Raw genomic sequence first — 22,576 nt, forward strand, 5'->3', positions numbered from 1 at the left:
CAAAGTGGAAAATTACCTTACAGCAAAACCCAGTTATGTTGAGGGTATTTACGCCAGAGCTTCAAACCAACGTTGCAGCATCACCGTCTCGGCACGCTGGGTGGCGGCGCGGGCAGCGGCTTCTTCGTCAATGCCCCAACGCTCTTCGGTGAAGGCCTCGTCCAAGCGAGACAGATCATAGGCAACCTCGCCCGTCAGCTTTCCCTGTTGCAGGGCCAGACCCAGCACGGCTGAACCCAGCAGCGGCACCGCCATAGCCAGACCCGACAGGTGGAAATGGTCCAGCGACAGAGCCAGCGACTTCACCTTGTCCAGCGAGGCCTGATCCTGTGGTTGATGGACGATGCCCTGAACCGGGACCAGACGGATGCCGTGCTCGTCCTCGGCCCATTTACGCCATGCGCCCCACTCGCGCTCCTGACGCTCGATCAGGGATTGCGGGGCTTCGGCGAGATAGCAGGTCAGGTCGTTACCGGCATAGGCGGTGATCTCGTCGGCCACCGCCTCCATTACCTCGACCACGCGATCGATCGCGGTCGAGGCTAGACGGGTGGCAGGCATGGTGCCCGGTTCAAGGAACTCGCCCTGCGCGTCCCATTCTGCGGCCACCAGTTTCGCCGCAGCCTCGGTGGGCAGGACCAGCTTGCGGTGCGCAGGGGTTTTCGGCGTGCGACCATCCAGAACCACCGCCCAGCCCTCTTCGGTTTGAACGACGCCCGCTTCTTTCCAGAAGCGTTTGATGCGCTCTTCGGATTCCTTGAAGCCTTTACGGGCGGCGACGTTCGGGTCCAGCGGTGGGATATGGCTCATGGTCTTAACTCGGTTCTCAGGCCGCGAGGGCCGTTGAGGCAAAGCGGTTCAACGCCGCCTGCAAATCTTGGAAATCATCGGCAACGTGAACGGCACCTGCCGCCAGTTGCTCTTCGACGGTGTGGAAGCCCCAGCCGACGCCCTGCCCCGCCACCTTGGCGTTCACGGCCATCAGCATGTCGTGGCTGGTATCCCCGATCATAACCGTTCTGGCCGCGCAGGCACCATTGCGGTGCATCGCCGCCAGCAGCATCGACGGATCAGGCTTGCCCGGACCATCGGACGCACAGTGCGCCGACAAGAACAGGTCGCCCCACTCCGGACGGGCCAGATTGCGCGCCACGCCACGGCTGTTTTGTCCGGTCGCAATGGCCAGCTTCCAGCCGTCCTTCTTCAACTGGCGCAGGGTCGGCATTACGCCATCGTACAGCGGCTCTTCGTGGCCCGCTTCATAACGGTCGCGGAAGCTCTTTTGGAAGGCGGCAACGAACTCGGCCAGTTCGGCCATGGTCAGTTGCGGCTCCAGCGTGTGCAGCGCCTTGTCCAGCGTCAGACCCACAATCTGGCGCACGCGGTCATAGCTCGGCTCGGGCAGGCCCAGAGCCTTGGCTGCCTCGCACGCGCCGATGTGGATCGAGCTACGGCTGTCGACCAGCGTCCCGTCGACATCGAATACAGCCAGCGGGGCATCGGAAGCGGTCATAAGGTCAAGCACTCAGACAGGGATCAGATCGAAGGCGATGGTCAGCCGGTGCCGCTCGTCTTCGAACGGCAGGGTTCCATGCCACATACAGGACGGAAACAACACCAGCTTGCCCGGTTCCGGCTTTTCGACCTTTAGCGGTTCAAGCGGCGTCTGCATCCGATATGGGGGCACGCCAAAGCCGATCCAACCCTCGGTCCCGCCGCGATCCACCGCCGTTGGCAGATCAATGTAGCAGGCCGACGACAGCCAACCGTTGGAGTGGATATGCGCTTCGTGGAAGCCACCCGACTGCAACCGCACCGACCAGCAGCCGACGATCCGGTAATCACCCGTATTGCGGCTTCGCACGGCATCGCTGCCTGTACCCATCGCCGCGAGATGGCGACGGATCGGACCGTCGATGGCCTCGAAGAAGGCCTGAATGACGGGATCGTCGACACGGCGCAAATCGACCGGCGTCTGCGAACCATGACGCAGGCTCTGACCAATGGGATGGCGCGAGAAACTGTGCTGCGCCTCCAGCGCCTTGGTCAGGTCCGCCAGATAGTCCGAAAGCGTATCCCAACCCTGTGGAGCGTCGATCGTCATGCCGCGGATCAAACCATCGGCATCGTCCAGTCCTGTGGGATTGGGACGCCCCGCCATGCGCATCGCCGTGGCGTGGATGGCCAGAGTGGCTTGGTCGTGACCCGCCACGCGGACCAGTTGATCCATGATGGCAACCGCGTCTTCGGCCTGTCCGCTGACCAAGTGGCATTTGGCCACAGCCGTCCAGGCCGGAAGGTCGTTGGGAACGATCTGCGTCGCCGTTACAGCGTGGGCCATGGCCCGCTCGACATCGAAATCCAGCGCAAGGTGCGATGCGGCGACCTCGACGGCGGCGTCTCGCAGTGCGGCCTTGGTCCTTCTGGCAACCAGATCGTCGTAAACAGCTTTGGGATCAACACCGACATAGGCGTTGAAAACCGCCAGCGCGCGCAGCAACGGCGAACTGGCCGGAAACTGCTCCAGCGCCTGCTCGAACGGCTCACGCGCCGCCTCGACGGCACCGCCTGTCATCCAGATCTGCTGGGCAAGTTCATTGACCGCTTCGACGTAGTCGGGCTTTAGGCTCAGTACCTGACGATAGGCGTCGATGGCTTCATCGGCCTTGGCTTGGGCCTGAAGCGCGCGGGCCAGCACCAGCCAAGTCTCGGGCGAGTTACCACCCAATGCTATGGCCTTGCGGGCGCTTGCTTCGGCATCGGCCTGTTTTCCAGCATCGCCCAGAACAGAGCCGAGATTATGATGCGCCACCACCGAGGCGGGCTTTTCGGCCACCTGCTGGCGACGCAGCGTCACCAGCCCGTCAAAGTCCTGACAGGCCCGCAGCAGGCCGATTTCCAGTTCACGAAGCGCGGCGCGATCCGCCGACGACGCGGCCTGCACCAAGGCCAGCGCCTCGCTGATCTGCCCCTCGCGGGCCAGCGACTGGGCCGTCTGGCCCCGCTCCTGAACCGAAATCTGCTTCACGACGCCTTCTCCCCCGAGGTACGTCCTTAGCGCATGCGTTTGACGTTGGCGAAGATGTCCTCGTCGGCATCCTGCTCGGTAAAGCCAAAGTGCTCGAAGCCAGCGCGCATCTCGGGGCTGATCGGTGCCTCGACGATCAACTTGCCGCCGTTGGGGTGATCCAGCTCGATACGACGGGCGTGAAGCTGAAGCTTCAGATTGCCCGACAGAGCGTTGGACTTCTCGTCACCGTATTTCGGGTCGCCAAGGATCGGGTGGCCAATGGCCGCCATGTGGGCGCGAAGCTGGTGCGTGCGGCCCGTAAACGGACGCAGCGCCATGAAGGCGGCACGGTGTGCAGCGCGGCTGATGGTGATGAAGGCGGTCTCGGCGGTCTCGGCGTTGGCATCCTTGGGATTGGCCGGACGCATGATCTCGAAATCGTTGATGCCTGACTTCTTCAGCGGGATATCGATCTGGCCTTCGCTAGGCTTGGGGTTGCCGATGACGATGGCCCAATAGGTCTTTTTGGCCTGACGACGGGCGAAGGCACCGGCCAGACGCTTGGCAGCTTCCGGTCCCTTGCCCAGTAGAAGAACGCCCGAGGTGTCTCGGTCGAGGCGGTGCACCAGACGCGGACGGTCCATGCCCTCGCCCCATGCCGACAGCAGACGGTCGACGTGCTTGGTCGTCTTGGTGCCACCCTGACAAGCCAGACCAACCGGCTTGTTCAGCGCGATGACCATCTTGTCTTCATAGATGACCAGAGACTTGGCGTAGTCGATATCGCGCTGGGTCAGCACTTCGCGCTCGCCCGGTGCGCGGACAATAGCTTCGGGGATCGGCGGCACGCGCACAGCAGCACCGGCCGTCAGGCGAGCCTCGGGCTTAACGCGGCTGCCGTCCACGCGGATGTTGCCTGCGCGAGCCATCTTCTGGACCTGAATGTGCGACAGGTGCGGCCAGCGGCGTTTGAACCAGCGGTCCAGACGGATGCCGTCTTCGTCCTCGGCAACATAGAGGGTTTGTGCTTCGCGGCTCATCCGAAAACCTTACGCATGACAGTCAAGCCGATGAACACGGCGACCGTCGAAAGAAAAACTGAAGCGAGCGCGTAACCCAAAGCCATGGCTATCTCGCGGCGCTCAAGCAAATTGACCAGTTCGAGCGAGAACGCCGAAAAGGTCGTGAACCCGCCCAATACTCCGACAACGGCAAAAAGGCGAATGCTCTCGCTGTTCGCGGGCCCTTTAAATGCAATCCAGCCGGTAATCAGGCCGATCAGCAGTCCGCCGATCAGGTTGGCGCCGAACGTGCCCCACGGCCACGCGGTCGCGCCCAGCCAGCGGCTGGCGGCCAAGCCCGTGCCATAGCGCGCCATCGCACCCATAGCGCCCCCTATTGCCACAATCAGGAATTGGATCATGGTGTGATCTAACGCTTCTAGCGGATTTTGCGAAGGGAGAGCCCATGCTGTCGCTGATCCTCGCGTGCCTTCACCACCTGACCCTGCTCGGCTTGATTATAATGGTAGGCCGCCAAGCCGTTCTGCTCGAACAAACTCCGCTGCCCATCCTTCCGCTATCCAAGTTGGATAAGGGCGTGGGCATGGGGTCGGGCCTGATCCTCGTGATCGGACTGTCCCGTGTCATCTGGGGCGAAAAAGGCTGGGCCTTTTACCAATCCAACCCCTTCTTCTGGGCAAAGATGGTGACCTTTTTGCTGATCGGATTGTTGTCCATCGGGCCGACAGTAATGTTCGTCCGCTGGTGCTCGTTGGCTTCCTGTTCGTGTTCGCTGCCGCGATGGCTCGCTGGCCCTTCTAAGGCTCTAGAGGCGATGTCCGATGGCTTCCAGCACGCCACGCGCCGAATAGGCTTCCGGGCTATCGGGCTTGGAGCCGCGTCCCATCACAACCTCCAGTGTCGTTGAGGTGGGCGACGGGCCGTTGAGGTTGAGGCCCACACCAACACCCACACCCGACGTCGACCATCCGCCGTAACGTCCGCTGCTTGCCCCGATGGAGACATTGGGACGCACACCGCCTGCGCTGTCGGGTCGTCCGTCAATCCAGCGCTGCGTGACCTCAAACCAGTCATAGCCGTTCTGGGTCGCCAGTTCGGCAGCGCGATAAAGCGCAAGGTCGGCCACCGGCCCCACCGCGCCGACGCCCGAATAAGTCACGCGAAAGCGGTTACTCTCTATCTGTTGCTCGGAATAGCCCTGCCCCCGCGCCGCCATCTGCGGCCCATAGGGCGCGAGGCTGGCACAGGCTGTCAAAGCCAGCGCCGAGGCCGCCAGCACAGATACGGTCAGGCTCTTTTTTGAAAAGACAGACGTCATGGCGATCACTCCGAACAGATCATACGGACTCAGCGAATATGAAGTCCCATTGTTCCGATATGTGGGCTGAACGCCAGATGAAACCGCTTACAGCCCCGCTGCTGCCCGCAAGTCCGCGAAGTCCTTAGGCTCGGGCGCTTCGACCATCATGCGCTCGCCCAGCGGATGCGGGAAGGTCAGCTTGGCAGCATGTAGCATCAGGCGTGGCGCTCCACGCCCTGCGAAAGTCAGCGCACCGCCATAGCGGACATCACCGACCAATGGCCGTCCGATATGGGCCATGTGGACACGCAGCTGGTGCATACGGCCGGTCAGAGGTTCAAGTTCGACCACCGCGCCCTCATCGTTCGCAGTCAGCGTACGATAGCGGCTTTGCGAGGCCTGCGCGCCCTCGGCATCATCGGCGACGACGCGCATATAGGCTTCTCGGCCAATCTCCTCGCGACGCAGAGCGGCCTCGATCATCCCCTGCTTTGGCTCGGGAGCTGCAGAGATGATAGCGCGATAGGTCTTCTGGAATCTGCGATCCTGCATCGCCTTGCCGAGGAAGCTCGCCGCAGGTTTGGTCTTGGCGATCAGGATGACGCCCGAGGTGTCGCGGTCGAGGCGATGCACCAGTTCCGGACGCTTGCCATTGGAGCGTTTGAACGCCCACAGCAGGTCATCAAGCGTATGCGCCTGAATGCGCCCGCCCTGACTGGACAGGCCCGACGGCTTGTTCACCACCATGACATGCGAGTCCTGGAACAGGACCAGTGAACGCATGAAGGCGACGTCTTCGGGGGGCAGGTCTAGGGGCTGGCGCTTACTCATGGCGCGCTCTTAGCCCACCCGCCCCCGAAGGTCGATTAGCTTAGCGGATAATGCTGCGCGAACGGGCGAAGTGGGCATAGGCCGCCGAGGCTGCCGCCACGACGATCACAGCAATCGCGGCATACAGGGTACCGACGCCGAACACTTCGCGGCCATTGGTCATGACCTGCATGTAGATGGTGTTGGCGACAACGGCGATCAGGCTGGCGACAAAGGCGTTGAAGGCCAGCTTACGGCGGAGCAACAACATCAGCGCACCCAGCACGCCGGTCCAAACACCGACGCCGAACAGGACTTCCACCCACACCGGCTGGGCCTGCAGGAACTGCACCTGCTCCATGGTCATCTGCGCGTAATAGCTGCGGACCTTCATCGCCTGCATATACCACTGGGACGCGCCAAAGCCGTTCCAAATCAGGGTCAGGAGGCCTACGGCATACAGATGCCAAGGTGCTTTTGTATTGCCGTTCATGGTTCAACTCCCAGCCAGAAACCTGAGCGAGCCGTAGGGCAGCGCTCTGGGCTTGGCAATGGTCGTGTTCAGCTTCCAGCCACGCGCCAGGGCGGATCGAGCCGGTTCGTCCCCGCAAAATAAAGGCACAGCCGATTGCCATCCGGATCGCGCAGCCACGCCTCACGCCAGCTCCAGTTCTGATCGACAGGATCGTTGTCGAAAGCGATGCCCTTCGCTTTCAGAGCAGCAACACGGGCGTCCAGATCATCGCACTCGAAATAAACGCCGCCCATATTGGGTCTCACAGGATCGGCAATATGGATCGAAAAGGTCGAGGCGGCGTCGCTCTCCGGCCCCACGATGAAGCGCGCATAGTGGTCGCTGGACACGATCATCGTCAGGCCCAACGACTGGTAAAATGCCTTGGCGCGCGGAATGTCCGAGACTTCGACCGTGACCTGATTAAGCCTCACTGACGGCCCCAGTCGTCGTCCTCTTCGGCAGAACCGGCCTTTTGCGTCTGAATCCGCGCGCGCATCTGGGCCCAACGCTCCATGCGCTGTTTGACCTTCTCTTCGTGGCCCTCACCCTTGGGGTTGTAGAAGCGCTGGCGCGGCATGCCGTCGGGGAAGAAGTTGTCTCCGCTGAAGCCTTCTGGCGTATCGGGGTCATAGTTGTACCCCTTGCCGTAGCCCAGTTCCTTCATCAATTTGGTCGGCGCATTGCGGATATGGGCGGGCGGTATCAGAGAGCCGGTCTCGGCTGCTGCCTTACGCGCCGCCTTATAGGCCGCATAGACGCCGATGGACTTGGGCGCGGTCGCCAGATGCACCACGCATTGCGCGAGTGCCAGTTCACCCTCTGGCGAGCCGAGGAAGTCATAGGTATCCTTGGCCGCATTGGCGACGAGGATGGACAGCGGATCGGCCTCGCCGATGTCCTCCACCGCCATGCGAACCAGTCTCCGCGCAATGAACAACGGATCCTCCCCGCCGTGCAGCATCCGCGCAAACCAGTATAGCGCCGCGTCCACGTCCGATCCGCGCACCGACTTATGCAGGGCCGAGATCAGGTTGTAGTGCTCTTCCCTGCTCTTGTCGTAGGCGGGGGCGCGTTTCTGCAGGATGGCCGACATGCCCTGCACGTCCAGCTGTTCGCCTTCCGCCAGATTGAACAGAACCTCAACCATGGTCAGCAGATAGCGGCCATCGCCGTCGGCCATGACGAACAGGGCTTCACGCGCTTCGTGCAGCAGCGGCAGCGGCTTGCCCATGTGAGCTTCGGCGCGTTGCAGCAAAAGCTCCATCGCCGCATCGTCGAGGCGCTTGAGCACATAGACCTGCGAACGTGACAGCAACGCGCCGTTCAGTTCAAAGCTGGGGTTCTCGGTCGTTGCGCCGACCAGCGTGACCACGCCCGCCTCGACGAACGGCAGGAAGCTGTCCTGCTGGGTGCGGTTGAAGCGGTGGATTTCGTCGACGAACAGCAGAACCGAACGGCCCGAGGCCCGAATGGCCTTGGCCTGTTCAAACGCCTTTTTCAGATCGGCCACGCCGGAAAACACGGCGCTGATCTGCATATATTCATAGCCTGCGGCCTTTGCGAGCAAGCGGGCAATCGTGGTCTTGCCGGTGCCGGGCGGCCCCCAAAGGATCATCGAGCCGAGACGGCCAGCCGCCGTCATCCGGCGGATCGGTCCACCTTCACCCAACAGATGGTCCTGTCCCACCACCTCGTCCAGCGTCGTCGGGCGCAGACGGTCGGCCAAAGGCGCGTCGGGGGGATGGATGCCGGAGGCTTCGAACAGATCACTCATGACCTTTCCATAAGCCGTCCGGCGTCCGATTTCACCTGCTTACGGGCAGCAACTTAAGGGATACGACCGTTCAGTTGGCGACCGCCGCGGATGATCGTCAACTCCGAACCGCGCGCCGCACGGCTCACAGCCTCGACCGAGTTCACAGCACGACCATCGATGCTCTTGATCACATCATTGGGTCGCAAGCCGATCCGTTGCGCGATGCTTCCACGCTGGATACCGGTGATGAAGACACCCGTCATGAACGGATCACCGCCGAGGCTTTCGGCACGCGCAGGGTTCAGCGCAAAAGCGGTGATGCCCGCCAGTGCGCCTTGGGATACCGCCGTGCCCTTGTCCACTGTCGCGTCACCCGGAACCGGCGTCACGCGGGCATTCACCGTGATCTCGCGCCCGTCACGCAGCAGCGTCACGCGCACGGTATCATTCGGTGCCTTGGTGCCGATCTGATAGTTCAGGCCGCCTTGATCGTTAATCTCGACGCTATCGATAGAGGTAATCACATCGCCTTGCTCGATCGAGGCGCGATCCGCCGGACCGCCCGAATAGATCTCTGTGACCAGCAGGCCCTGCGGTCGGGACAGGCCGAGGCTGCGGGCCATGTCGCCGGACAGGGTATCGCCCTTTACGCCTAGCCACGGGCGGATCACCCGCGTTTCACCGCCAACAGCCGATTCCAGCACACGACGAACCATTGCCGCGGGCACGGCAAAGCCTACACCCGAGGACGAGCCCGAACGGCTGTAGATCGCGGTGTTGATGCCGATCAGATCACCATCCATGTCCACCAGTGCACCGCCCGAGTTGCCGGGGTTGATCGGTGCATCGGTTTGGATGAAGGAGCCGGAATCGCTGATGCCGGTGTCCGTGCGGTTCAGGGCCGAAACGATGCCGTTGGTCACCGTCTGGCCGACCCCGAACGGGTTACCGATAGCCAGCACCAGATCCCCGACCTGCTGCTCTTCCTGATCGTCGAGGCGAATGGTCGGCAGGTCACCGTCAACGCCTTCCAATTGAAGCACCGCAATGTCCGACCGCTCGTCGGCCAACAGGACACGGGCCGGAAACTCTCGACGGTCGTTCAGCGTAACGCGGATTTCACTCATGTTCTTGATGACGTGGGCGTTGGTGATGACCACACCATTAGGCCGCACGATCACGCCCGAACCTATAGAGCCGGTCTGGCGTGCCGTCGGGATGCCCCAGAACGGATCGCGACCCTGCTGAACGCCACGCGCCGAGATGTTCACGACTGCCGGTGCCGCCTTGCGCACCACAGGCGCAAAGCTGGATTTGACCGCGCCTGCGTCGGTGGGAACGACGCGTGGCTGTTCGGCAAATACGCCCTCCTGCGCCTTTGACGGCTGGGACTGGCCGCAGGCTGCAACCAGCAAAGCTGCCGTGATAGCAAGATGTGAAGTCTTCATATCAATCCTAAATCTTCAGGCACGTCAGGGTATTGGACGCCATTCCGCAACGAAACTGCGACCGGATCAAGGCACTCTGCGGAGCGCCGGTCTGCCATATTTCATTTAAGGGCGAAGTCAGCCGCTTCAAGGCGACGCGCAGACGCAGAAACGGGCGGCCCGACATCGCCGAACCGCCCGTTATTCAAACTCTCGTATAGCTTAGCGCTTTGTGACCGGCAGGGTGTCCGCAGGATTGCCGTCGCCCTTGGGCACTTCGATGCCCAGCAGTCGACCCAACAGAGGCTGAACATCGACGCTGTCCAGATTCTGGAGCTGACGGCCAGCCACCACCCCATGACCATGTGCGATGAAGACGGCCTGCATATCGGCCCACTCATTGTCATAGCCATGCGCCCCGCCCGCACGGGTCAACGGTCGGGCCCGTGTCGCAACAACCCAGTTGTTCTCGGCCAGACAAACAAAGTCGGTCACGCGGCGATGGGTCCCCAGCGCAAAGCGGGCGGGAATCTCGCCCTTGCGCCAGCACTCCATATGCGGGTGTTTACCCACCAGAGCCCCGGCAACCTCAGCCTCACGACCCTCGGACGCATTGATGAAGCCAACAGGGCCCGAATAAACGACGCTGAACGCATCTGCAGGTACCAGATCATCGATATAGGACACACGATCCGGCGACACGTCCGCCATGCCGTGATCGGATACGACGATAACAACCGCGTCCTTCTCCATGCCGCGGTCTTTCAGACCCTGCATCAGCCGGCCAATGCTGGCGTCGGTTGCCTTGACCGCGTCTTCGGCTTCTTGGGAGTTGGGGCCGTGGTGGTGGCCCATGGTGTCGACCAGATCGAAATACAGGGTGGTCAGACGCGGACGCTGGCCCTCGGGCAGATCCAGCCACGACAGCAGGCGGTCAACGCGCACATCGCCCGGCATCGACTGCTCGAACACAGCCCAGTGCGTAGGACGCACACCGCGGACATCAGCTTCGGACCCCGGCCAGAACATGGTGCCGGTCACAACGCCCTGCTTTTCCGCCGTCACCCAGATCGGCTCGCCGTCATCCCACCAGCGGCGATCCGTGACCGCAGCGCGATTGCCCAGAGAGAACGATCCCAGCTCCGCATCGCGCATATTGTTGCCGACGATGCCGTGATGATCGGGGTGCAGGCCCGTGACCAAGGTGTAGTGGTTGGGGAAGGTAATCGTGGGGAAGGACGGCTTCATCGCGCCTGAAGCCCCCTCTGCCGCAAGTTGCGACAGGTTTGGCGTAATACCGCGGTTCAGGTATTCTGGGCGGAAACCATCGATGGACACCAGAATAACCGTGCGCGGCAGCTCTGCCTTGGCCTCGGCGGCGACCGGAGCCGACATTTCCGGCGTGGTGGCGCAGCCGCTCATCAGCAGGCCCAGGCCGATAGCCGACCCCAGTAACAGGTTACGCAACGACAGGGGGTTGGCCATACACATCACTCCGGCGACTCAAAAATAACCGGGTCACACTGCTAAGCTGTTTGTGTCACAGCTTGAAGACAGCGTTGAAGATGAATCGACTTGCCGCAACCGCGAAGTGACGTCAGTGTCCGGTTATGAACGCTGTTATTTCAATCGAGCGACTCACCAAGTCCTTTGGCGACGTCCGCGCGCTGGACGGGCTGTCCCTCGAAATCCCGCAAGGCGGTGTTTACGGCATTCTGGGGCCGAATGGCGCTGGCAAATCGACACTGTTCCGCATCCTTCTGGGGCTCATACAACCGACAAGCGGTCACGCTCAGGTCATGGGTTATCCCCTCGCCCACACCGAGACCCTGCGCCGCATTGGCTCGATGATCGAAACGCCGCGCTACCCCGCCTATCTGACCGCGCGGGACAGCCTCCAATGGTTGGCGGCCGCCCACGGCCAGGCGACACAGATCGACGTCGACCACTGGCTGGAACGCGTAGGTCTTAAGGACGCTGCCGACCGGAAGGTGCGCGGCTTTTCGGTAGGCATGATGCAGCGTTTGGGCTTAGCCGCCTCGCTTATGACAAGGCCCGATCTGGTCATTCTCGACGAGCCCACAAGCGGCATGGACCCGCCCGGAATTCACGAGATGCGTTCCCTGATCCGTGATCTGGCCGAAAACGACGGCGTTACGGTTATCTTGGCCAGCCATCAGTTGCTGGAAGTCCAACGTATCTGCGACCGCGTCGCCATTTTAAACCGCGGTCGTCTCGCCGCCGAGGGCAAGGTCAGCGATCTGACCGAAGCCACCGAATACCTGCATCTGGAAGCCACCCCGCTGGCGAAGGTGAAGGAGATCATCGGCGATGCCGCCGAGATCGTCGGCGATGCCATCCTGGTCAACATCCGCCGCGAAGATACCGCAGGCCTGATCCGCCATCTGGTTCAACAGGATGTCGACGTGATGGAGGCGCGCTGGGTGGGTGGCGATCTGGAAGCTGTGTTCATGTCCGAGACCCTCGGTGTCCCCGAGGCAGAGGTGAGCGCCCATGTTGATTGATGCCATCCGAGCAGAACTCTTCCGGTTTTCGCGCAACGGCACCGTGTGGCTGTGGTCCTTGCTGGTCATCCCGTTAGGCTCGGCCATCGTGGGCATTTTCGCCCGCCAGTTTTTGATGACGTCGCTCCAGAAAGCCGCCGCATCCTCGCCGGCCAGTCTGGTTATTCCCAAAGCCGCGATGAACCTCGGTGACGTCATCACCGACCAGACCGCACAACTGGCAGGCATCAACCTGCTGGCATTCTTCCTGATTGCGGCGGCCACGATCTCGGCCTCGGACTATCGTTGGGAAAGCTGGCGGCTTATCCGCCCGCGTAATAGCGGGCGCAATCTCATACTGGGTAAGGGCATCGCCATTGCTGTGATTGCCCTCGTACCGCTGTCGCTGCATCTCGTATGCGAGACGTTCGGGCGCATCATCAGCGCCAGTCTGGAGAACCGGTCCATCGTTATCGGCTTCGAAACAAAACAGGCTGGTGCGACGGTGCTCATGTTCGTTGTGGCGTGGCTACGGACACTACAGGTCGCAGCCCTCGCGCTTTTGGCCGGTGTCGCCACCCGATCGATCTTCGGTGGCTATGTGGTGCCTATGGCTGTTTCGGCAGGCACCTTCCTGTTGGCCGGCATGCTTTCCGGCTTCGGGTGGGATGCCAACCAGTGGCGCACTCTTCTACTGTTCCCTGCTAAGGCGCACGATGTCCTTCAGTCGGCGCTAGCAGGTGGCCCCATCCCTGCCGCAACCAATGTGAAGGCGATTATCGGCCTTATGTTCTGGTTGGCTGCACCAACAGCCCTAGCCATCTGGCTTTTCGAGCGTCAGGACCTGTCGAAGGAATAGGCGGCTTCAGGCCAGCCGCTTTTCCATGAAAATGTCTGCCCGCGCATAAGGCGTGTCCCGCGCGGGCAGATATTCAAAGCCCCAGCTTTCATAGAGGCGTAGCGCCGGAGCCAATGACGAGTTGGTTTCAAGATATAGCCGATGCGCCCCCAATTCGCGCGCCTTCGCTTCGCATGCCTGCATGAGCTGTTTGGATAGCCCTGCCCCGCGCGCTGCAGGCGAGACGGTCATCTTGGCCAGTTCAAAGCCACCGTCGTCCATTTTCTGGATAGCGCAACATCCCACACAGGTGCCATCAGCGCCTTCAATCATGAAGATGTGGCCGCCCGGGTCGAGAATACTCGCCTGCGGATTGCCCAGCACCAGCTGGTCTTTGGCTTCGATGATAAAGCCACCCTCCAGGATCCACGCCTCGTTGAGTGCTCGCCACGCTTGGGCATGCTGGGGACGATACGGAACAACGCGATACAAAAGCTCGACCATATTCGCTCTATCCCGCGCATGGGGTCACAACGCAAGGCACCGAACCTGCACAATGACAAAAGGGCGGCCCGCCATACAGCGAACCGCCCTTTTCGATCACTTGGATCAGGAAACGAAGATTAAGCTTCGTCGCCTTCGATCATGACAACCGGACCGGAGTCCTTGCCCTTGGCCGAGACGTCGCGGTCGACGAACTCGATGACTGCCATTGCGGCGTTGTCGCCGTGACGGAAGCCAGCCTTCATGATGCGGATGTAGCCACCTTGGCGGTCTGCGTAGCGAGCAGCCAGGGTGTCGAACAGCTTGCCGACTTGCGGCACATCACGAACGGCGCTGATGGCCTGACGACGAGCGTGCAGGTCGCCGCGCTTGGCGAGGGTGACCAGCTTCTCGACGAAGGGACGCAGTTCCTTCGCCTTCGGCAGGGTGGTGGTGATCTGCTCGTGCTTGATCAGCGAGGCAGCCATGTTGGCGAACATGGCCTGGCGGTGGCTGACCGTGCGGCCGAGCTTACGATAGGCGGCGCCGTGGCGCATCGGGGTCTCTCCTACTCAACCCTGGTTTCCTGCCCGAACTCTGTGTGGGCGAGGACCTAGGGCCTCTCATTCTAACCGCCCCAACCAATCCAACTTAAGGACCTGGGCGGAGGGTTGATGATCAGATCTGGTCGTCGAACTTCTTGGCCAGGTCTTCGATATTTTCCGGCGGCCAGTTCGGTACGTCCATACCGAGGCTGAGGCCCATGGTCGCCAGCACTTCTTTGATCTCGTTCAGCGACTTGCGGCCGAAGTTCGGGGTGCGAAGCATTTCGCCCTCGGTCTTCTGGATCAGGTCGCCGATATAGACGATGTTGTCGTTCTTCAGGCAGTTTGCCGAGCGGACCGACAGTTCCAGTTCGTCCACCTTCTTCAGCAGAGCCGGGTTGAACGGCAGGTCGGGCTTACCGTCCGACTGCTCGACAGCCTTGGTCGGCTCTTCGAAGGTGATGAAGATCTGCAGTTGGTCTTGCAGGATGCGAGCAGCGAAAGCTGCTGCGTCAACCGGCGAAACCGCACCGTTCGTCTCGATCTCGAGGATCAGCTTATCGTAGTCCAGCGACTGACCTTGGCGGGTCGGCTCAACGCGATAGGCAACGCGCTTGACCGGCGAGTAGAGCGCGTCAACCGCGATCAGGCCGATAGGAGCGTCTTCCGGACGGTTGAACTCGGCTGCGACATAGCCCTTACCGTTCTGAACGGTCAGTTCCATGCGGATCGAAGCACCGTCGTCCAGCGTGCAGATAACGTGATCCGGGTTAAGGACCTCGATGTCTGCCGGGACGTCGATCTGACCAGCCGTCACAACACCAGGACCGGTGGCGCGCAGGGTCATACGCTTCGGACCTTCCGCATGCATGCGGAGAGCCAGTTGCTTGATATTCAGGACGATGTCGACAACGTCCTCACGCACGCCTTCCAGCGAGGAGAACTCGTGGACAACGCCGTCGATTTGGATGGCGGTGACTGCTGCGCCCTGAAGCGAAGACAGCAGAACGCGGCGAAGCGCGTTGCCGAGCGTCACACCGAAGCCACGCTCGAGGGGTTCGGCGACCAGACGCGCTTTGCGCTGCGGGTCAGAGCCGGCCTCGACCTGGGGCTTCTCGGGACGGATCAGCTCTTGCCAGTTTCTTTCGATCATTAGTGTCCCTCGAACGGGTTTCGCTGACCCCACCTGTGTGCACTCAGGCTAGTAGGGGCCAGCAAGAAAAGAGTCAGGCGGCGATTAAACGCGACGACGCTTGGGCGGACGGCAGCCGTTGTGCGGCATCGGGGTCACATCACGGATGGTCGTGATGGTCATGCCAACAGCTTGCAGTGCGCGCAGCGCCGACTCACGGCCCGAACCCGGACCAGAGACGTTGACTTCGAGGGTCTTGACGCCGTGTTCAGCAGCCTTCTTGCCAGCATCCTCGGCAGCCATCTGGGCGGCATACGGGGTCGACTTACGCGAACCCTTGAAGCCCATGTGACCAGCCGACGACCACGAGATCGCGTTGCCTTGGGCATCGGTGATCGTGATCATGGTGTTGTTGAAAGAGGCATTCACGTGGGCAACGCCCGAGGTGATGTTCTTACGTTCGCGGCGCTTAACGCGACCCGGTTCCTTAGCCATAGCTTAGGCCTCTCTCTTACTTCTTCTTGCCGGCGATCGGCTTGGCCGGACCCTTGCGGGTACGTGCGTTCGTGTGCGTGCGCTGACCGCGGACCGGCAGGCCCTTACGGTGACGCAGGCCGCGATAGCAGGCCAAATCCATCAGACGCTTGATGCTCATCGAGGTTTCGCGACGCAGGTCGCCCTCGACAGTGTAATCACGGTCGATGGTTTCACGGATTTGCAGGACTTCGGCATCGGAAAGTTGATTCACGCGACGAGCCGGCTCAATGCCAACCTTTGCAGTGATTTCCTTGGCGGTGTGCGCGCCAATGCCGTGAATGTACTGAAGCGCGATTTCAACGCGCTTGTTGGTCGGAATGTTGACGCCAGCGATACGGGCCACGAAATTCTCCAGGTACGCGTTAGTCAGACGCAGAAAACGTTCCGGTTAACAAACCTGGAACGTGTGCGCCCTTCGCGGAAGACCGCCCTTATACATGGGATTCCTTTTCCGTCAACGCTTGCTGGCAGGAAAGAGAGATTAACAGAAAGTTTCCTAAGGCCATTCAACCCCGACGCGGATTTCTGCCCCGTCGATGGGACGGCCATCACGGACCGCTGGACGAAAGCGGAAATATTGCGCGGCCGCAAGTGCTGCCTGACCGAATCCCATCCCCCGTGGTGCCTCGCTGGCGACACGGCAACGGTTGAGTCGGCCGTCCGCTCCCAGACGGCAATCCAGCTGGACCGACCCGCCCTGCCGCCTCCGAAACGCTTCGCGGGGGTGAAGCGCGCGCAACTCGGACTGTAACGGCCCGCGCACGAACCGTGGACCCGAGCCTGCTCCGTCGCCGGATCCACTGCCCTGACCGCGTCCCGTGCCATTTCCCTCTCCGCCCTGTCCCATTCCCGGCGTAGGCGTCGCTTCGTCTGCCGCGCCGATCACGAGGGGTGGATCTGGAGTAGGTGTGGGTGGGGCCGTCACTTCAGGAGGCGGGGGATTGGGGCGCGGGGTCGGGACCCTGACCGCCGACGTCGAGGCAGGAGCCCCTCCCCCTTCGCTGTCGCTCGATGGTTGAGGTGGCGGAGATGACGGAGGCGGCGGTGTTACGACGGGCCGAATGAGGTCGACCAGAATGGCAGGTGACGCGACTATGGGCGGGCTGTCCGCCGTCCAACGTCCCAGCAGCAATCCGGCACCGGCGTGCAGCCCAAGTACGAGTGTGATGACACCCACGCGCGTCCACTGTTTTCGCGAGCGCGGCCGGTTAGGGGGCTGGTCCAGAGGCGACATCCTTCATCAACGCACGAGCCAAAGAAAAAGAGCCGATGCCGGAGCATCGACCCTTAATCTGGATGAGCGAGCCTGAAGGCTAGCTGAACGTCTTAGGCGAGCGCTGCGTCGATAGCCGCGGCTACCGTCGCAATGTCACCCATGCCGTCCACTTCCGTCAGCTTGCCCTGCGCTTCGTAATAAGGAAGCAGCGGAGCGGTGTTGGCGTTGTAGACCGCCAGACGATCCTTGAAGGTTTCAGGATTGTCGTCGGCGCGACCCTGTTCCTCGAAACGCTTGGTGATGCGTTCGGTAAGGGCAGCGTCGTCCACCTTGAGACGAACCACGGCGTCAATCTGGCTACCACGCTTGGCCAGCATGGCGTCCAAAGCTTCGGCCTGGGCCACCGTGCGCGGGAAGCCATCAAAGATGGCACCGCCGGCAGCTTCGGCTTCCGGAAGACGGGCTTCGATCAGGGCGATGACGATCTCGTCGGTGACGAGGTCACCACGCGCCAGCACGTCCTTGACCTTGAGGCCCAGCTCCGAGCCCGATGCGATGGCTGCACGCAGCATATCGCCGGTCGAGAGCTGTACCATGCCGTGGGTCTCTACGAGGCGCTTGGCCTGAGTACCCTTACCGGCTGCCGGCGGTCCGAACAGGATCAGATTCATTGTCAGATTATCCCCAGCACCCGAATCTTAGCGACGAACGACCGGCGTACCGCCACGACCACCACGGCCGCGCAGCTTCGCCTTCTTGATCAGACCCTCATACTGGTGAGCCAGCAGGTGGGACTGGATCTGCGAAACAGTATCCATCGTCACGGACACCACGATCAGCAGCGAGGTACCGCCGAAGTACATGGCGTTACCCATGCCCGCGACCATGAACTCCGGCAGCAAGCACACCAAGGTGATGTAGCCCGCACCGATGACCGTCAGACGGGTCAGCACATAGTCCAGATATTCGGCCGTGCGCTTGCCCGGACGGATACCCGGCAGGAAGCCGCCGTACTTGCGCAGGTTCTCGGCCGTCTCTTCAGGGTTGAAGGTGATCGAGGTGTAGAAGAAGCAGAAGAAGATGATCAGGGCTGCGTACAGCACCATGAACACCGGCTTGCCGTGCGTCAGTTGCGCCGTAACCATCGGCAGCCACGACATCCACTCCGGCAGGTTTGCCGTAGCGGTGAACTGGGCAACCGTCGTCGGCAGCATCAGCAGCGACGAGGCGAAGATGGCCGGAATAACACCGGCGGTGTTCACCTTCAGCGGCAGGAACGAACGTTCGCCACCGGTAACGCGGTTACCTTCTTGGCGCTTCGGATACTGGATCAGAAGACGGCGCTGGGCGCGTTCCATGAAGACAATGAACATCACGGTCGCGACGGCCAGGATCGCCAGACCCAGAAGGGCGAAGGCAGACATTTGACCTTGCTGGGCCAGACCCAGCAGACGCGCGATGGTGCCCGGCAGAACAGCCACGATACCGGCGAAGATGATCAGGGAGATACCGTTACCGACGCCGCGTGCCGTAACCTGCTCACCCAGCCACATCAGGAACATGGTGCCACCCGTCAGGGTAACCACGGTCGTGGCGATGAAGAACAGGCCCGGATTGTCGACGAGGCCCTGAGAGGCGTTCAGACCGACAGCGATGCCGAAGGATTGAGCCAGAGCCAGCACAACCGTCAGATAGCGGGTGTATTGGTTCAGTTGCTTGCGACCGCTTTCGCCGCCTTCCTTCTTCAGCTTCTCCCACGGCGGATAAACCGCGCCCATGAGCTGCACGATGATCGAGGCCGAGATGTACGGCATCACGTTCAGTGCAAACACAGCCATACGCTCAACGGCACCGCCCGAGAACATGTTGAACATGTCCAGGATGCCACGTTGACCGTCCGGGTTCTGGAAGAACTGGAGGAAGGCATCGGAGTTGATGCCCGGGATCGGCACATAGGTGCCCAAGCGGTAAACAAGGAGAGCGCCCAGCGTGAACAGCAGGCGCTTGTGCAGCTCGGTCGCCTTGGCGAACGAGCCCATGTTCATATTTGCTGCGAGTTGTTCGGCGGCCGAAGCCATCTGTTGGTCCCCACGAATATTCGTGTCGTCAGATAAGGTGAAAGCGGCCCCCATGCGAGAGCCGCTTTCGAAAAATCGTCATCCCTATCCGAGAAGATCCCGAATTACGCCCGACTACGAGCGAATTCGGGATGACGAACTAGCAATTAGGCCTTGGCAGCCGTGCGCTTTGCGCGAGCCGACACCTTGTTGGCGTCGCCTTGCGGAGCCTTCGGAGCCGGAGCCTTGCCCTTGGCAGCTTCGCGCTTGGCAACGCGGGCAGCTGCCTTGGCTTCAGCTTCGATACGCTGTTGCTCGACCTTGCCGCCAGCAGCTTCGATAGCCTTGATGGCGCCCGAGGTTGCCGACCAGACGACCAGGTTCAGCTTGGCCTTCAGTTCGCCTTCGCCCAGAACGCGGACGCCGTCTTTTTCACGACGGATGACACCAGCGGCGACCAGAGCGGCACCGTTGATTTCAGCCTTGGCGTCGAGCTTGCCAGCGTCGATGGCTTCTTGGATGCGCCACAGGTTCACTTCAGCCAGCTTCAGTGCGTTTGCATTGTTGAAGCCACGCTTCGGCATACGCATGTACAGCGGCATTTGACCGCCTTCGAAGCCGCCGATGGCAACGCCCGAACGCGACTTCTGACCCTTGACGCCGCGACCTGCGGTCTTGCCCTTGCCCGAGCCCGGGCCACGGCCGACGCGCATACGAGCTTTGGTTGCGCCTTGGTTGTCGCGGATTTCATTCAGTTTCATGTGCCTGATCCTTTCGGGTGCTAAGCGCCAGACGCAATGCGGCTGACTCGGCGTTAAAAACGAAGGGTCGCTTCTAGGCGACCCGCACCTCCGCTGCAAGTGCAAACGCAAATCTGGTTCTGCGGAGGGATAGACAAGAGGCCCCGCACCGAATGATGCAGGGCCCCCTGAATAGCAAAACGCCCTCCCCTGTTTCCGAGGGAGGGCGTCTTAGAGGCTTTAGCCTTCGACCACTTCAACCATGTGGGAGACCTTGGAGATCATGCCGCGGATCGACGGCGTATCTTCCAGGGTGACCTCACGGCCGATTTGGTTCAGGCCCAGACCAACCAGGGTTGCGCGCTGGTCAGCCTTGCGGCGGATCGGCGAGCCAACCTGACGGATGGTCACGGTCTTCTTTTCGCTCTTGGCCATTGATTAGCCCTCCACAGTTTCCGGTGCCGAAGCACCATCATTGCGGCGGCCCATCAGGTCAGCGACCTTCTTGCCGCGCTTGGCAGCAACTTGACGAGGCGAAGACTGGACCTTCAGAGCTTCGAAGGTCGCACGGATCATGTTGTAGGGGTTCGACGAACCGGTCGACTTACCAACGACGTCTTGAACGCCGAGGGTTTCGAGGACGGCACGCATCGGACCACCTGCGATGACGCCGGTGCCTGGAGGGGCAGCGCGCATCATGATCTTGCCAGCGCCCCAACGGCCGTTGCCGTCGTGGTGCAGGGTGCGGTTTTCGCGCAGCGGAACGCGGATCATCGTCTTCTTGGCTTCTTCGGTCGCCTTGCGGATAGCTTCCGGCACTTCACGTGCCTTGCCATGACCGAAGCCGACGCGACCTTTGCCGTCGCCCACAACCATCAAGGCTGCGAACGAGAAACGACGGCCACCTTTAACAGTGGCAGCGACGCGGTTGATGTGCACCAGCTTTTCGACGATGTCCGAATCCGGACCGTCTACGACTGGAGCATTGCGGTTATCGCGACGGTTACCGCCGCCACCGCGTTGGGGTTCACGAGCCATGTCTGTCGTTCCCTTAGAAGTTCAGACCGGCTTCGCGCGCGGCTTCCGCCAGCGCCTTGACCCGGCCGTGATAAATGTAGCCACCGCGGTCGAAAACGACGTCGGAGACGCCCTTTTCGATGGCACGTTCGGCGATCAGCTTGCCAATCTTGGCAGCTGCAGCGACGTCCGAGCCCTTCGAACCCTTGCCACCTTCCAGCGACGAGGCCGAAGCGACAGTGATGCCCTTCGAGTCGTCGATGATTTGTGCCGAGATGTTCTTGTCCGAACGATGAACCGACAGACGCAGACGACCATTTGCCACAGCCTTGAGGCGGCGACGGTTGCGTTCTGCGCGACGCTTGGCTTGTTGTTGAAGAGAGAGAGCCATGACTTACTTCTTCTTGCCTTCCTTGCGTCGGACGGTTTCGCCCTGATAGCGCACACCCTTGCCCTTATAGGGCTCCGGCGGACGCAGTTTGCGGATGACGGCGGCGATTTCACCAACGGCTTGCTTGTCGTTGCCCGAGATCTTGATCTCGGTCTGCTTCGGCACCGCAAAGGTGATGCCAGCAGGCGGAGCGATGTCCACGTCGTGCGAGAAGCCGAGTTGGAGCGACAGCGATTGACCCTTCAGGGCAGCGCGGTAACCCACGCCGACCAGTTCAAGGGTCTTCTCGAAGCCGTCGGTTACACCGGTCACCATGTTGGCAACCAGGGTACGCGACAGACCCCACATAGCCATTGCGCGCTGCGATTGCGAAACCGGGGTCAGGGCCAGCTCATCGCCGTCCTGCTTGATTTCGATTTCTTCAGCGACGGTCCACGAGCGTTCGCCCTTAGGACCCTTCACAGTGACGTTCTGGCCGTCGAGCGTGACAGTCACGCCCTTCGGCACTGCGATGGTTTTCTTACCAATACGGGACATATTAGTAGACCCTGCACAGGACTTCGCCGCCGACGTTAGCGTCGCGGGCAGCAGCGTCGCTCATGACGCCCTTGGAAGTCGAAAGGATCGAGATGCCGAGGCCATTCTTGACCGGCTTCAGATCGCCGATTGCCGAATAGACGCGACGGCCCGGCTTCGACACGCGAGCGATCTCGGCGATCACAGGCTGGTTGTCGAAGTACTTGAGCTCGATCTCGAACTGCGGGAACTCGCCCGGGTTTTGAACCAGGCTGTAACCGCGGATGTAGCCTTCCGACTGCAGCACGTCGAGGACGCGCTGGCGCAGGCGGGAAGCCGGGGTGAGCACCTTAGAACGCTTGCGGGTCGCAGCGTTCTTGATGCGAGCGATCATGTCGCTCAGGGGATCGTTGATCATCATATCTGTTCGCTCCCCTTACCAGCTCGACTTCGTCAGGCCGGGGATTTGACCCAGGTTGCCCAGCTCACGCAGGGCAACACGGCTCATCTTGAGCTTGCGGTAGTAAGCCCGCGGACGGCCCGTGACTTCGCAACGGTTGCGAATACGGGTCGGAGCGGAGTTACGCGGCAGGGCTGCCAGTGCGAGGCGCGCTTCAAAGCGATCCTCCAGCGGCAGGCTCTCATCGTTAGCGATAGCCTTGAGGGCTTCACGCTTCGCGGCATACTTCGCAACCAGGGCCTTGACGGCTTCGTTGCGGTTTACGGCGCTCTTTTTAGCCATTGATCTCTTCCCTTCC

The 22,576-nt window shown here is 61.5% G+C and carries 30 protein-coding genes; 3 read left to right on the forward strand and 27 right to left on the reverse strand.

What is annotated here, in order from left to right; genetic code table 11:
• Positions 1 to 48: 48 nt before the first annotated feature.
• Genes OB03_RS10935 through crcB form a run of 5 tightly spaced genes read right to left on the reverse strand, consistent with a single transcriptional unit; the run spans position 49 to position 4,433 of the window.
• Positions 49 to 810 (reverse strand): ATP12 family chaperone protein, encoded by a 762-nt coding sequence (locus OB03_RS10935; RefSeq protein ID WP_461344161.1) that lies wholly within the window; start codon positions 808 to 810, stop codon positions 49 to 51.
• Positions 811 to 826: 16 nt separating this feature from the next.
• A complete protein-coding gene (locus OB03_RS10940; protein ID WP_242914246.1) occupies positions 827 to 1,513 on the reverse strand; it encodes an HAD-IA family hydrolase in 687 nt (228 codons plus the stop codon).
• Between the two features lie 12 nt (positions 1,514 to 1,525).
• Positions 1,526 to 3,028: a putative 2OG-Fe(II) oxygenase gene (locus OB03_RS10945; RefSeq protein WP_242914247.1), complete on the reverse strand. Its 1,503-nt coding sequence runs from the start codon at positions 3,026 to 3,028 to the stop codon at positions 1,526 to 1,528.
• Between the two features lie 26 nt (positions 3,029 to 3,054).
• Positions 3,055 to 4,050 (reverse strand): RluA family pseudouridine synthase, encoded by a 996-nt coding sequence (locus OB03_RS10950; protein ID WP_242914248.1) that lies wholly within the window; start codon positions 4,048 to 4,050, stop codon positions 3,055 to 3,057.
• Positions 4,047 to 4,433, reverse strand: coding sequence for a fluoride efflux transporter CrcB (gene crcB, locus OB03_RS10955; protein WP_461344162.1), 387 nt, complete (start codon positions 4,431 to 4,433; stop codon positions 4,047 to 4,049). The genes OB03_RS10950 and crcB overlap by 4 nt, the downstream gene beginning before the upstream one ends.
• Positions 4,434 to 4,534: 101 nt before the next feature.
• On the opposite strand from crcB, the gene OB03_RS10960 reads away from it, so the two are divergent.
• Positions 4,535 to 4,939 (forward strand): DUF2214 family protein, encoded by a 405-nt coding sequence (locus tag OB03_RS10960; protein ID WP_461344172.1) that lies wholly within the window; start codon positions 4,535 to 4,537, stop codon positions 4,937 to 4,939.
• Here OB03_RS10960 and OB03_RS10965 read toward each other — a convergent pair.
• The 7 genes from OB03_RS10965 to OB03_RS10995 form a co-directional block, all read right to left on the reverse strand.
• The gene (locus OB03_RS10965) at positions 4,838 to 5,350 is read right to left on the reverse strand and encodes a CC0125/CC1285 family lipoprotein (RefSeq protein ID WP_461344163.1); all 513 of its coding nucleotides are present in this window, start codon (positions 5,348 to 5,350) and stop codon (positions 4,838 to 4,840) included. The two genes, OB03_RS10960 and OB03_RS10965, sit on opposite strands and share 102 nt — an antisense overlap.
• A gap of 87 nt (positions 5,351 to 5,437) precedes the next feature.
• Positions 5,438 to 6,163 carry an RluA family pseudouridine synthase gene (locus OB03_RS10970; RefSeq protein ID WP_242914253.1) on the reverse strand — a complete coding sequence of 242 codons (726 nt, stop codon included), beginning with the start codon at positions 6,161 to 6,163 and terminating at the stop codon, positions 5,438 to 5,440.
• A 40-nt stretch (positions 6,164 to 6,203) separates the two neighbouring features.
• On the reverse strand, positions 6,204 to 6,635 hold the full coding sequence (locus OB03_RS10975; protein WP_242914254.1) for a hypothetical protein: 432 nt from the start codon (positions 6,633 to 6,635) through the stop codon (positions 6,204 to 6,206).
• Positions 6,636 to 6,703: 68 nt separating this feature from the next.
• Positions 6,704 to 7,090 carry a VOC family protein gene (locus OB03_RS10980; protein ID WP_242914255.1) on the reverse strand — a complete coding sequence of 129 codons (387 nt, stop codon included), beginning with the start codon at positions 7,088 to 7,090 and terminating at the stop codon, positions 6,704 to 6,706.
• On the reverse strand, positions 7,087 to 8,433 hold the full coding sequence (locus tag OB03_RS10985) for a replication-associated recombination protein A (RefSeq protein WP_461344164.1): 1,347 nt from the start codon (positions 8,431 to 8,433) through the stop codon (positions 7,087 to 7,089). The genes OB03_RS10980 and OB03_RS10985 overlap by 4 nt, the downstream gene beginning before the upstream one ends.
• 53 nt (positions 8,434 to 8,486) lie before the next feature.
• Positions 8,487 to 9,863, reverse strand: a complete 1,377-nt coding sequence (locus tag OB03_RS10990; protein ID WP_242914257.1) for a trypsin-like peptidase domain-containing protein — start codon at positions 9,861 to 9,863, stop codon at positions 8,487 to 8,489.
• 201 nt (positions 9,864 to 10,064) lie between these two features.
• A complete protein-coding gene (locus OB03_RS10995; RefSeq protein WP_242914258.1) occupies positions 10,065 to 11,327 on the reverse strand; it encodes an alkaline phosphatase family protein in 1,263 nt (420 codons plus the stop codon).
• A gap of 125 nt (positions 11,328 to 11,452) precedes the next feature.
• On the opposite strand from OB03_RS10995, the gene OB03_RS11000 reads away from it, so the two are divergent.
• Together OB03_RS11000 and OB03_RS11005 are read left to right on the forward strand one after the other, a co-directional pair.
• Positions 11,453 to 12,367, forward strand: a complete 915-nt coding sequence (locus OB03_RS11000; protein WP_242914259.1) for an ABC transporter ATP-binding protein — start codon at positions 11,453 to 11,455, stop codon at positions 12,365 to 12,367.
• The gene (locus OB03_RS11005; RefSeq protein WP_461344165.1) at positions 12,357 to 13,205 is read left to right on the forward strand and encodes a hypothetical protein; all 849 of its coding nucleotides are present in this window, start codon (positions 12,357 to 12,359) and stop codon (positions 13,203 to 13,205) included. The genes OB03_RS11000 and OB03_RS11005 overlap by 11 nt, the downstream gene beginning before the upstream one ends.
• A 6-nt stretch (positions 13,206 to 13,211) precedes the next feature.
• Here the strand turns inward: OB03_RS11005 and OB03_RS11010 are convergent, their stop codons facing one another.
• From OB03_RS11010 to rpsN, 15 genes are all read right to left on the reverse strand, one after another.
• Positions 13,212 to 13,688: a GNAT family N-acetyltransferase gene (locus tag OB03_RS11010; RefSeq protein WP_461344166.1), complete on the reverse strand. Its 477-nt coding sequence runs from the start codon at positions 13,686 to 13,688 to the stop codon at positions 13,212 to 13,214.
• Positions 13,689 to 13,807: 119 nt separating this feature from the next.
• A complete protein-coding gene (gene rplQ, locus OB03_RS11015) occupies positions 13,808 to 14,224 on the reverse strand; it encodes a 50S ribosomal protein L17 (RefSeq protein ID WP_242914262.1) in 417 nt (138 codons plus the stop codon).
• Between the two features lie 121 nt (positions 14,225 to 14,345).
• Positions 14,346 to 15,365, reverse strand: coding sequence for a DNA-directed RNA polymerase subunit alpha (locus tag OB03_RS11020; RefSeq protein WP_242914263.1), 1,020 nt, complete (start codon positions 15,363 to 15,365; stop codon positions 14,346 to 14,348).
• 84 nt (positions 15,366 to 15,449) lie between these two features.
• Positions 15,450 to 15,839, reverse strand: a complete 390-nt coding sequence (gene rpsK, locus OB03_RS11025) for a 30S ribosomal protein S11 (protein WP_242914264.1) — start codon at positions 15,837 to 15,839, stop codon at positions 15,450 to 15,452.
• A 16-nt stretch (positions 15,840 to 15,855) separates the two neighbouring features.
• Positions 15,856 to 16,224, reverse strand: a complete 369-nt coding sequence (rpsM, locus tag OB03_RS11030) for a 30S ribosomal protein S13 (RefSeq protein WP_242914265.1) — start codon at positions 16,222 to 16,224, stop codon at positions 15,856 to 15,858.
• A 153-nt stretch (positions 16,225 to 16,377) separates the two neighbouring features.
• Positions 16,378 to 17,115, reverse strand: a complete 738-nt coding sequence (locus tag OB03_RS11035; protein ID WP_461344167.1) for an energy transducer TonB — start codon at positions 17,113 to 17,115, stop codon at positions 16,378 to 16,380.
• Positions 17,116 to 17,207: 92 nt separating this feature from the next.
• Entirely contained in the window at positions 17,208 to 17,768 is a 561-nt protein-coding gene (locus tag OB03_RS11040; protein ID WP_242914267.1) for an adenylate kinase, read from the reverse strand.
• Between the two features lie 27 nt (positions 17,769 to 17,795).
• Positions 17,796 to 19,175: a preprotein translocase subunit SecY gene (gene secY / locus OB03_RS11045; protein ID WP_242914268.1), complete on the reverse strand. Its 1,380-nt coding sequence runs from the start codon at positions 19,173 to 19,175 to the stop codon at positions 17,796 to 17,798.
• 146 nt (positions 19,176 to 19,321) lie between these two features.
• Positions 19,322 to 19,915 carry a 50S ribosomal protein L15 gene (rplO, locus tag OB03_RS11050; protein ID WP_345791442.1) on the reverse strand — a complete coding sequence of 198 codons (594 nt, stop codon included), beginning with the start codon at positions 19,913 to 19,915 and terminating at the stop codon, positions 19,322 to 19,324.
• Positions 19,916 to 20,134: 219 nt separating this feature from the next.
• Positions 20,135 to 20,329, reverse strand: a complete 195-nt coding sequence (rpmD, locus tag OB03_RS11055) for a 50S ribosomal protein L30 (RefSeq protein ID WP_242914269.1) — start codon at positions 20,327 to 20,329, stop codon at positions 20,135 to 20,137.
• Positions 20,330 to 20,332: 3 nt separating this feature from the next.
• Entirely contained in the window at positions 20,333 to 20,932 is a 600-nt protein-coding gene (rpsE, locus tag OB03_RS11060) for a 30S ribosomal protein S5 (protein ID WP_242914270.1), read from the reverse strand.
• A gap of 13 nt (positions 20,933 to 20,945) precedes the next feature.
• Positions 20,946 to 21,302: a 50S ribosomal protein L18 gene (rplR, locus tag OB03_RS11065; protein WP_242914271.1), complete on the reverse strand. Its 357-nt coding sequence runs from the start codon at positions 21,300 to 21,302 to the stop codon at positions 20,946 to 20,948.
• A 3-nt stretch (positions 21,303 to 21,305) separates the two neighbouring features.
• Positions 21,306 to 21,839 carry a 50S ribosomal protein L6 gene (gene rplF, locus OB03_RS11070; RefSeq protein ID WP_242914272.1) on the reverse strand — a complete coding sequence of 178 codons (534 nt, stop codon included), beginning with the start codon at positions 21,837 to 21,839 and terminating at the stop codon, positions 21,306 to 21,308.
• Between the two features lies 1 nt (position 21,840).
• On the reverse strand, positions 21,841 to 22,239 hold the full coding sequence (gene rpsH, locus OB03_RS11075) for a 30S ribosomal protein S8 (RefSeq protein WP_242914273.1): 399 nt from the start codon (positions 22,237 to 22,239) through the stop codon (positions 21,841 to 21,843).
• Between the two features lie 15 nt (positions 22,240 to 22,254).
• Complete coding sequence (gene rpsN / locus OB03_RS11080; RefSeq protein WP_242914274.1) at positions 22,255 to 22,560, reverse strand: 30S ribosomal protein S14; 306 nt, start codon at positions 22,558 to 22,560, stop codon at positions 22,255 to 22,257.
• Between the last annotated feature and the right edge of the window lie 16 nt (positions 22,561 to 22,576).

This window comes from Brevundimonas sp. GN22 (genome assembly GCF_054824005.1).

Bases quoted from the DNA above. Each gene is read 5' to 3' on its own strand.
- OB03_RS10935 (WP_461344161.1), bottom strand. From the start codon at position 810: ATGAGCCATATCCCACCGCTGGACCCGAACGTCGCCGCCCGTAAAGGC.
- OB03_RS10940 (WP_242914246.1), bottom strand. From the start codon at position 1,513: ATGACCGCTTCCGATGCCCCGCTGGCTGTATTCGATGTCGACGGGACG.
- OB03_RS10950 (WP_242914248.1), bottom strand. From the start codon at position 4,050: ATGAGCCGCGAAGCACAAACCCTCTATGTTGCCGAGGACGAAGACGGC.
- crcB (WP_461344162.1), bottom strand. From the start codon at position 4,433: ATGATCCAATTCCTGATTGTGGCAATAGGGGGCGCTATGGGTGCGATG.
- OB03_RS10960 (WP_461344172.1), top strand. From the start codon at position 4,535: ATGGTAGGCCGCCAAGCCGTTCTGCTCGAACAAACTCCGCTGCCCATC.
- OB03_RS10965 (WP_461344163.1), bottom strand. From the start codon at position 5,350: ATGACGTCTGTCTTTTCAAAAAAGAGCCTGACCGTATCTGTGCTGGCG.
- OB03_RS10970 (WP_242914253.1), bottom strand. From the start codon at position 6,163: ATGAGTAAGCGCCAGCCCCTAGACCTGCCCCCCGAAGACGTCGCCTTC.
- OB03_RS10975 (WP_242914254.1), bottom strand. From the start codon at position 6,635: ATGAACGGCAATACAAAAGCACCTTGGCATCTGTATGCCGTAGGCCTC.
- OB03_RS10985 (WP_461344164.1), bottom strand. From the start codon at position 8,433: ATGAGTGATCTGTTCGAAGCCTCCGGCATCCATCCCCCCGACGCGCCT.
- OB03_RS10990 (WP_242914257.1), bottom strand. From the start codon at position 9,863: ATGAAGACTTCACATCTTGCTATCACGGCAGCTTTGCTGGTTGCAGCC.
- OB03_RS10995 (WP_242914258.1), bottom strand. From the start codon at position 11,327: ATGGCCAACCCCCTGTCGTTGCGTAACCTGTTACTGGGGTCGGCTATC.
- OB03_RS11000 (WP_242914259.1), top strand. From the start codon at position 11,453: ATGAACGCTGTTATTTCAATCGAGCGACTCACCAAGTCCTTTGGCGAC.
- OB03_RS11005 (WP_461344165.1), top strand. From the start codon at position 12,357: ATGTTGATTGATGCCATCCGAGCAGAACTCTTCCGGTTTTCGCGCAAC.
- OB03_RS11010 (WP_461344166.1), bottom strand. From the start codon at position 13,688: ATGGTCGAGCTTTTGTATCGCGTTGTTCCGTATCGTCCCCAGCATGCC.
- rplQ (WP_242914262.1), bottom strand. From the start codon at position 14,224: ATGCGCCACGGCGCCGCCTATCGTAAGCTCGGCCGCACGGTCAGCCAC.
- OB03_RS11020 (WP_242914263.1), bottom strand. From the start codon at position 15,365: ATGATCGAAAGAAACTGGCAAGAGCTGATCCGTCCCGAGAAGCCCCAG.
- rpsK (WP_242914264.1), bottom strand. From the start codon at position 15,839: ATGGCTAAGGAACCGGGTCGCGTTAAGCGCCGCGAACGTAAGAACATC.
- OB03_RS11035 (WP_461344167.1), bottom strand. From the start codon at position 17,115: ATGTCGCCTCTGGACCAGCCCCCTAACCGGCCGCGCTCGCGAAAACAG.
- OB03_RS11040 (WP_242914267.1), bottom strand. From the start codon at position 17,768: ATGAATCTGATCCTGTTCGGACCGCCGGCAGCCGGTAAGGGTACTCAG.
- secY (WP_242914268.1), bottom strand. From the start codon at position 19,175: ATGGCTTCGGCCGCCGAACAACTCGCAGCAAATATGAACATGGGCTCG.
- rplO (WP_345791442.1), bottom strand. From the start codon at position 19,915: ATGAAACTGAATGAAATCCGCGACAACCAAGGCGCAACCAAAGCTCGT.
- rpmD (WP_242914269.1), bottom strand. From the start codon at position 20,329: ATGGCCAAGAGCGAAAAGAAGACCGTGACCATCCGTCAGGTTGGCTCG.
- rpsE (WP_242914270.1), bottom strand. From the start codon at position 20,932: ATGGCTCGTGAACCCCAACGCGGTGGCGGCGGTAACCGTCGCGATAAC.
- rplR (WP_242914271.1), bottom strand. From the start codon at position 21,302: ATGGCTCTCTCTCTTCAACAACAAGCCAAGCGTCGCGCAGAACGCAAC.
- rplF (WP_242914272.1), bottom strand. From the start codon at position 21,839: ATGTCCCGTATTGGTAAGAAAACCATCGCAGTGCCGAAGGGCGTGACT.
- rpsH (WP_242914273.1), bottom strand. From the start codon at position 22,239: ATGATGATCAACGATCCCCTGAGCGACATGATCGCTCGCATCAAGAAC.
- rpsN (WP_242914274.1), bottom strand. From the start codon at position 22,560: ATGGCTAAAAAGAGCGCCGTAAACCGCAACGAAGCCGTCAAGGCCCTG.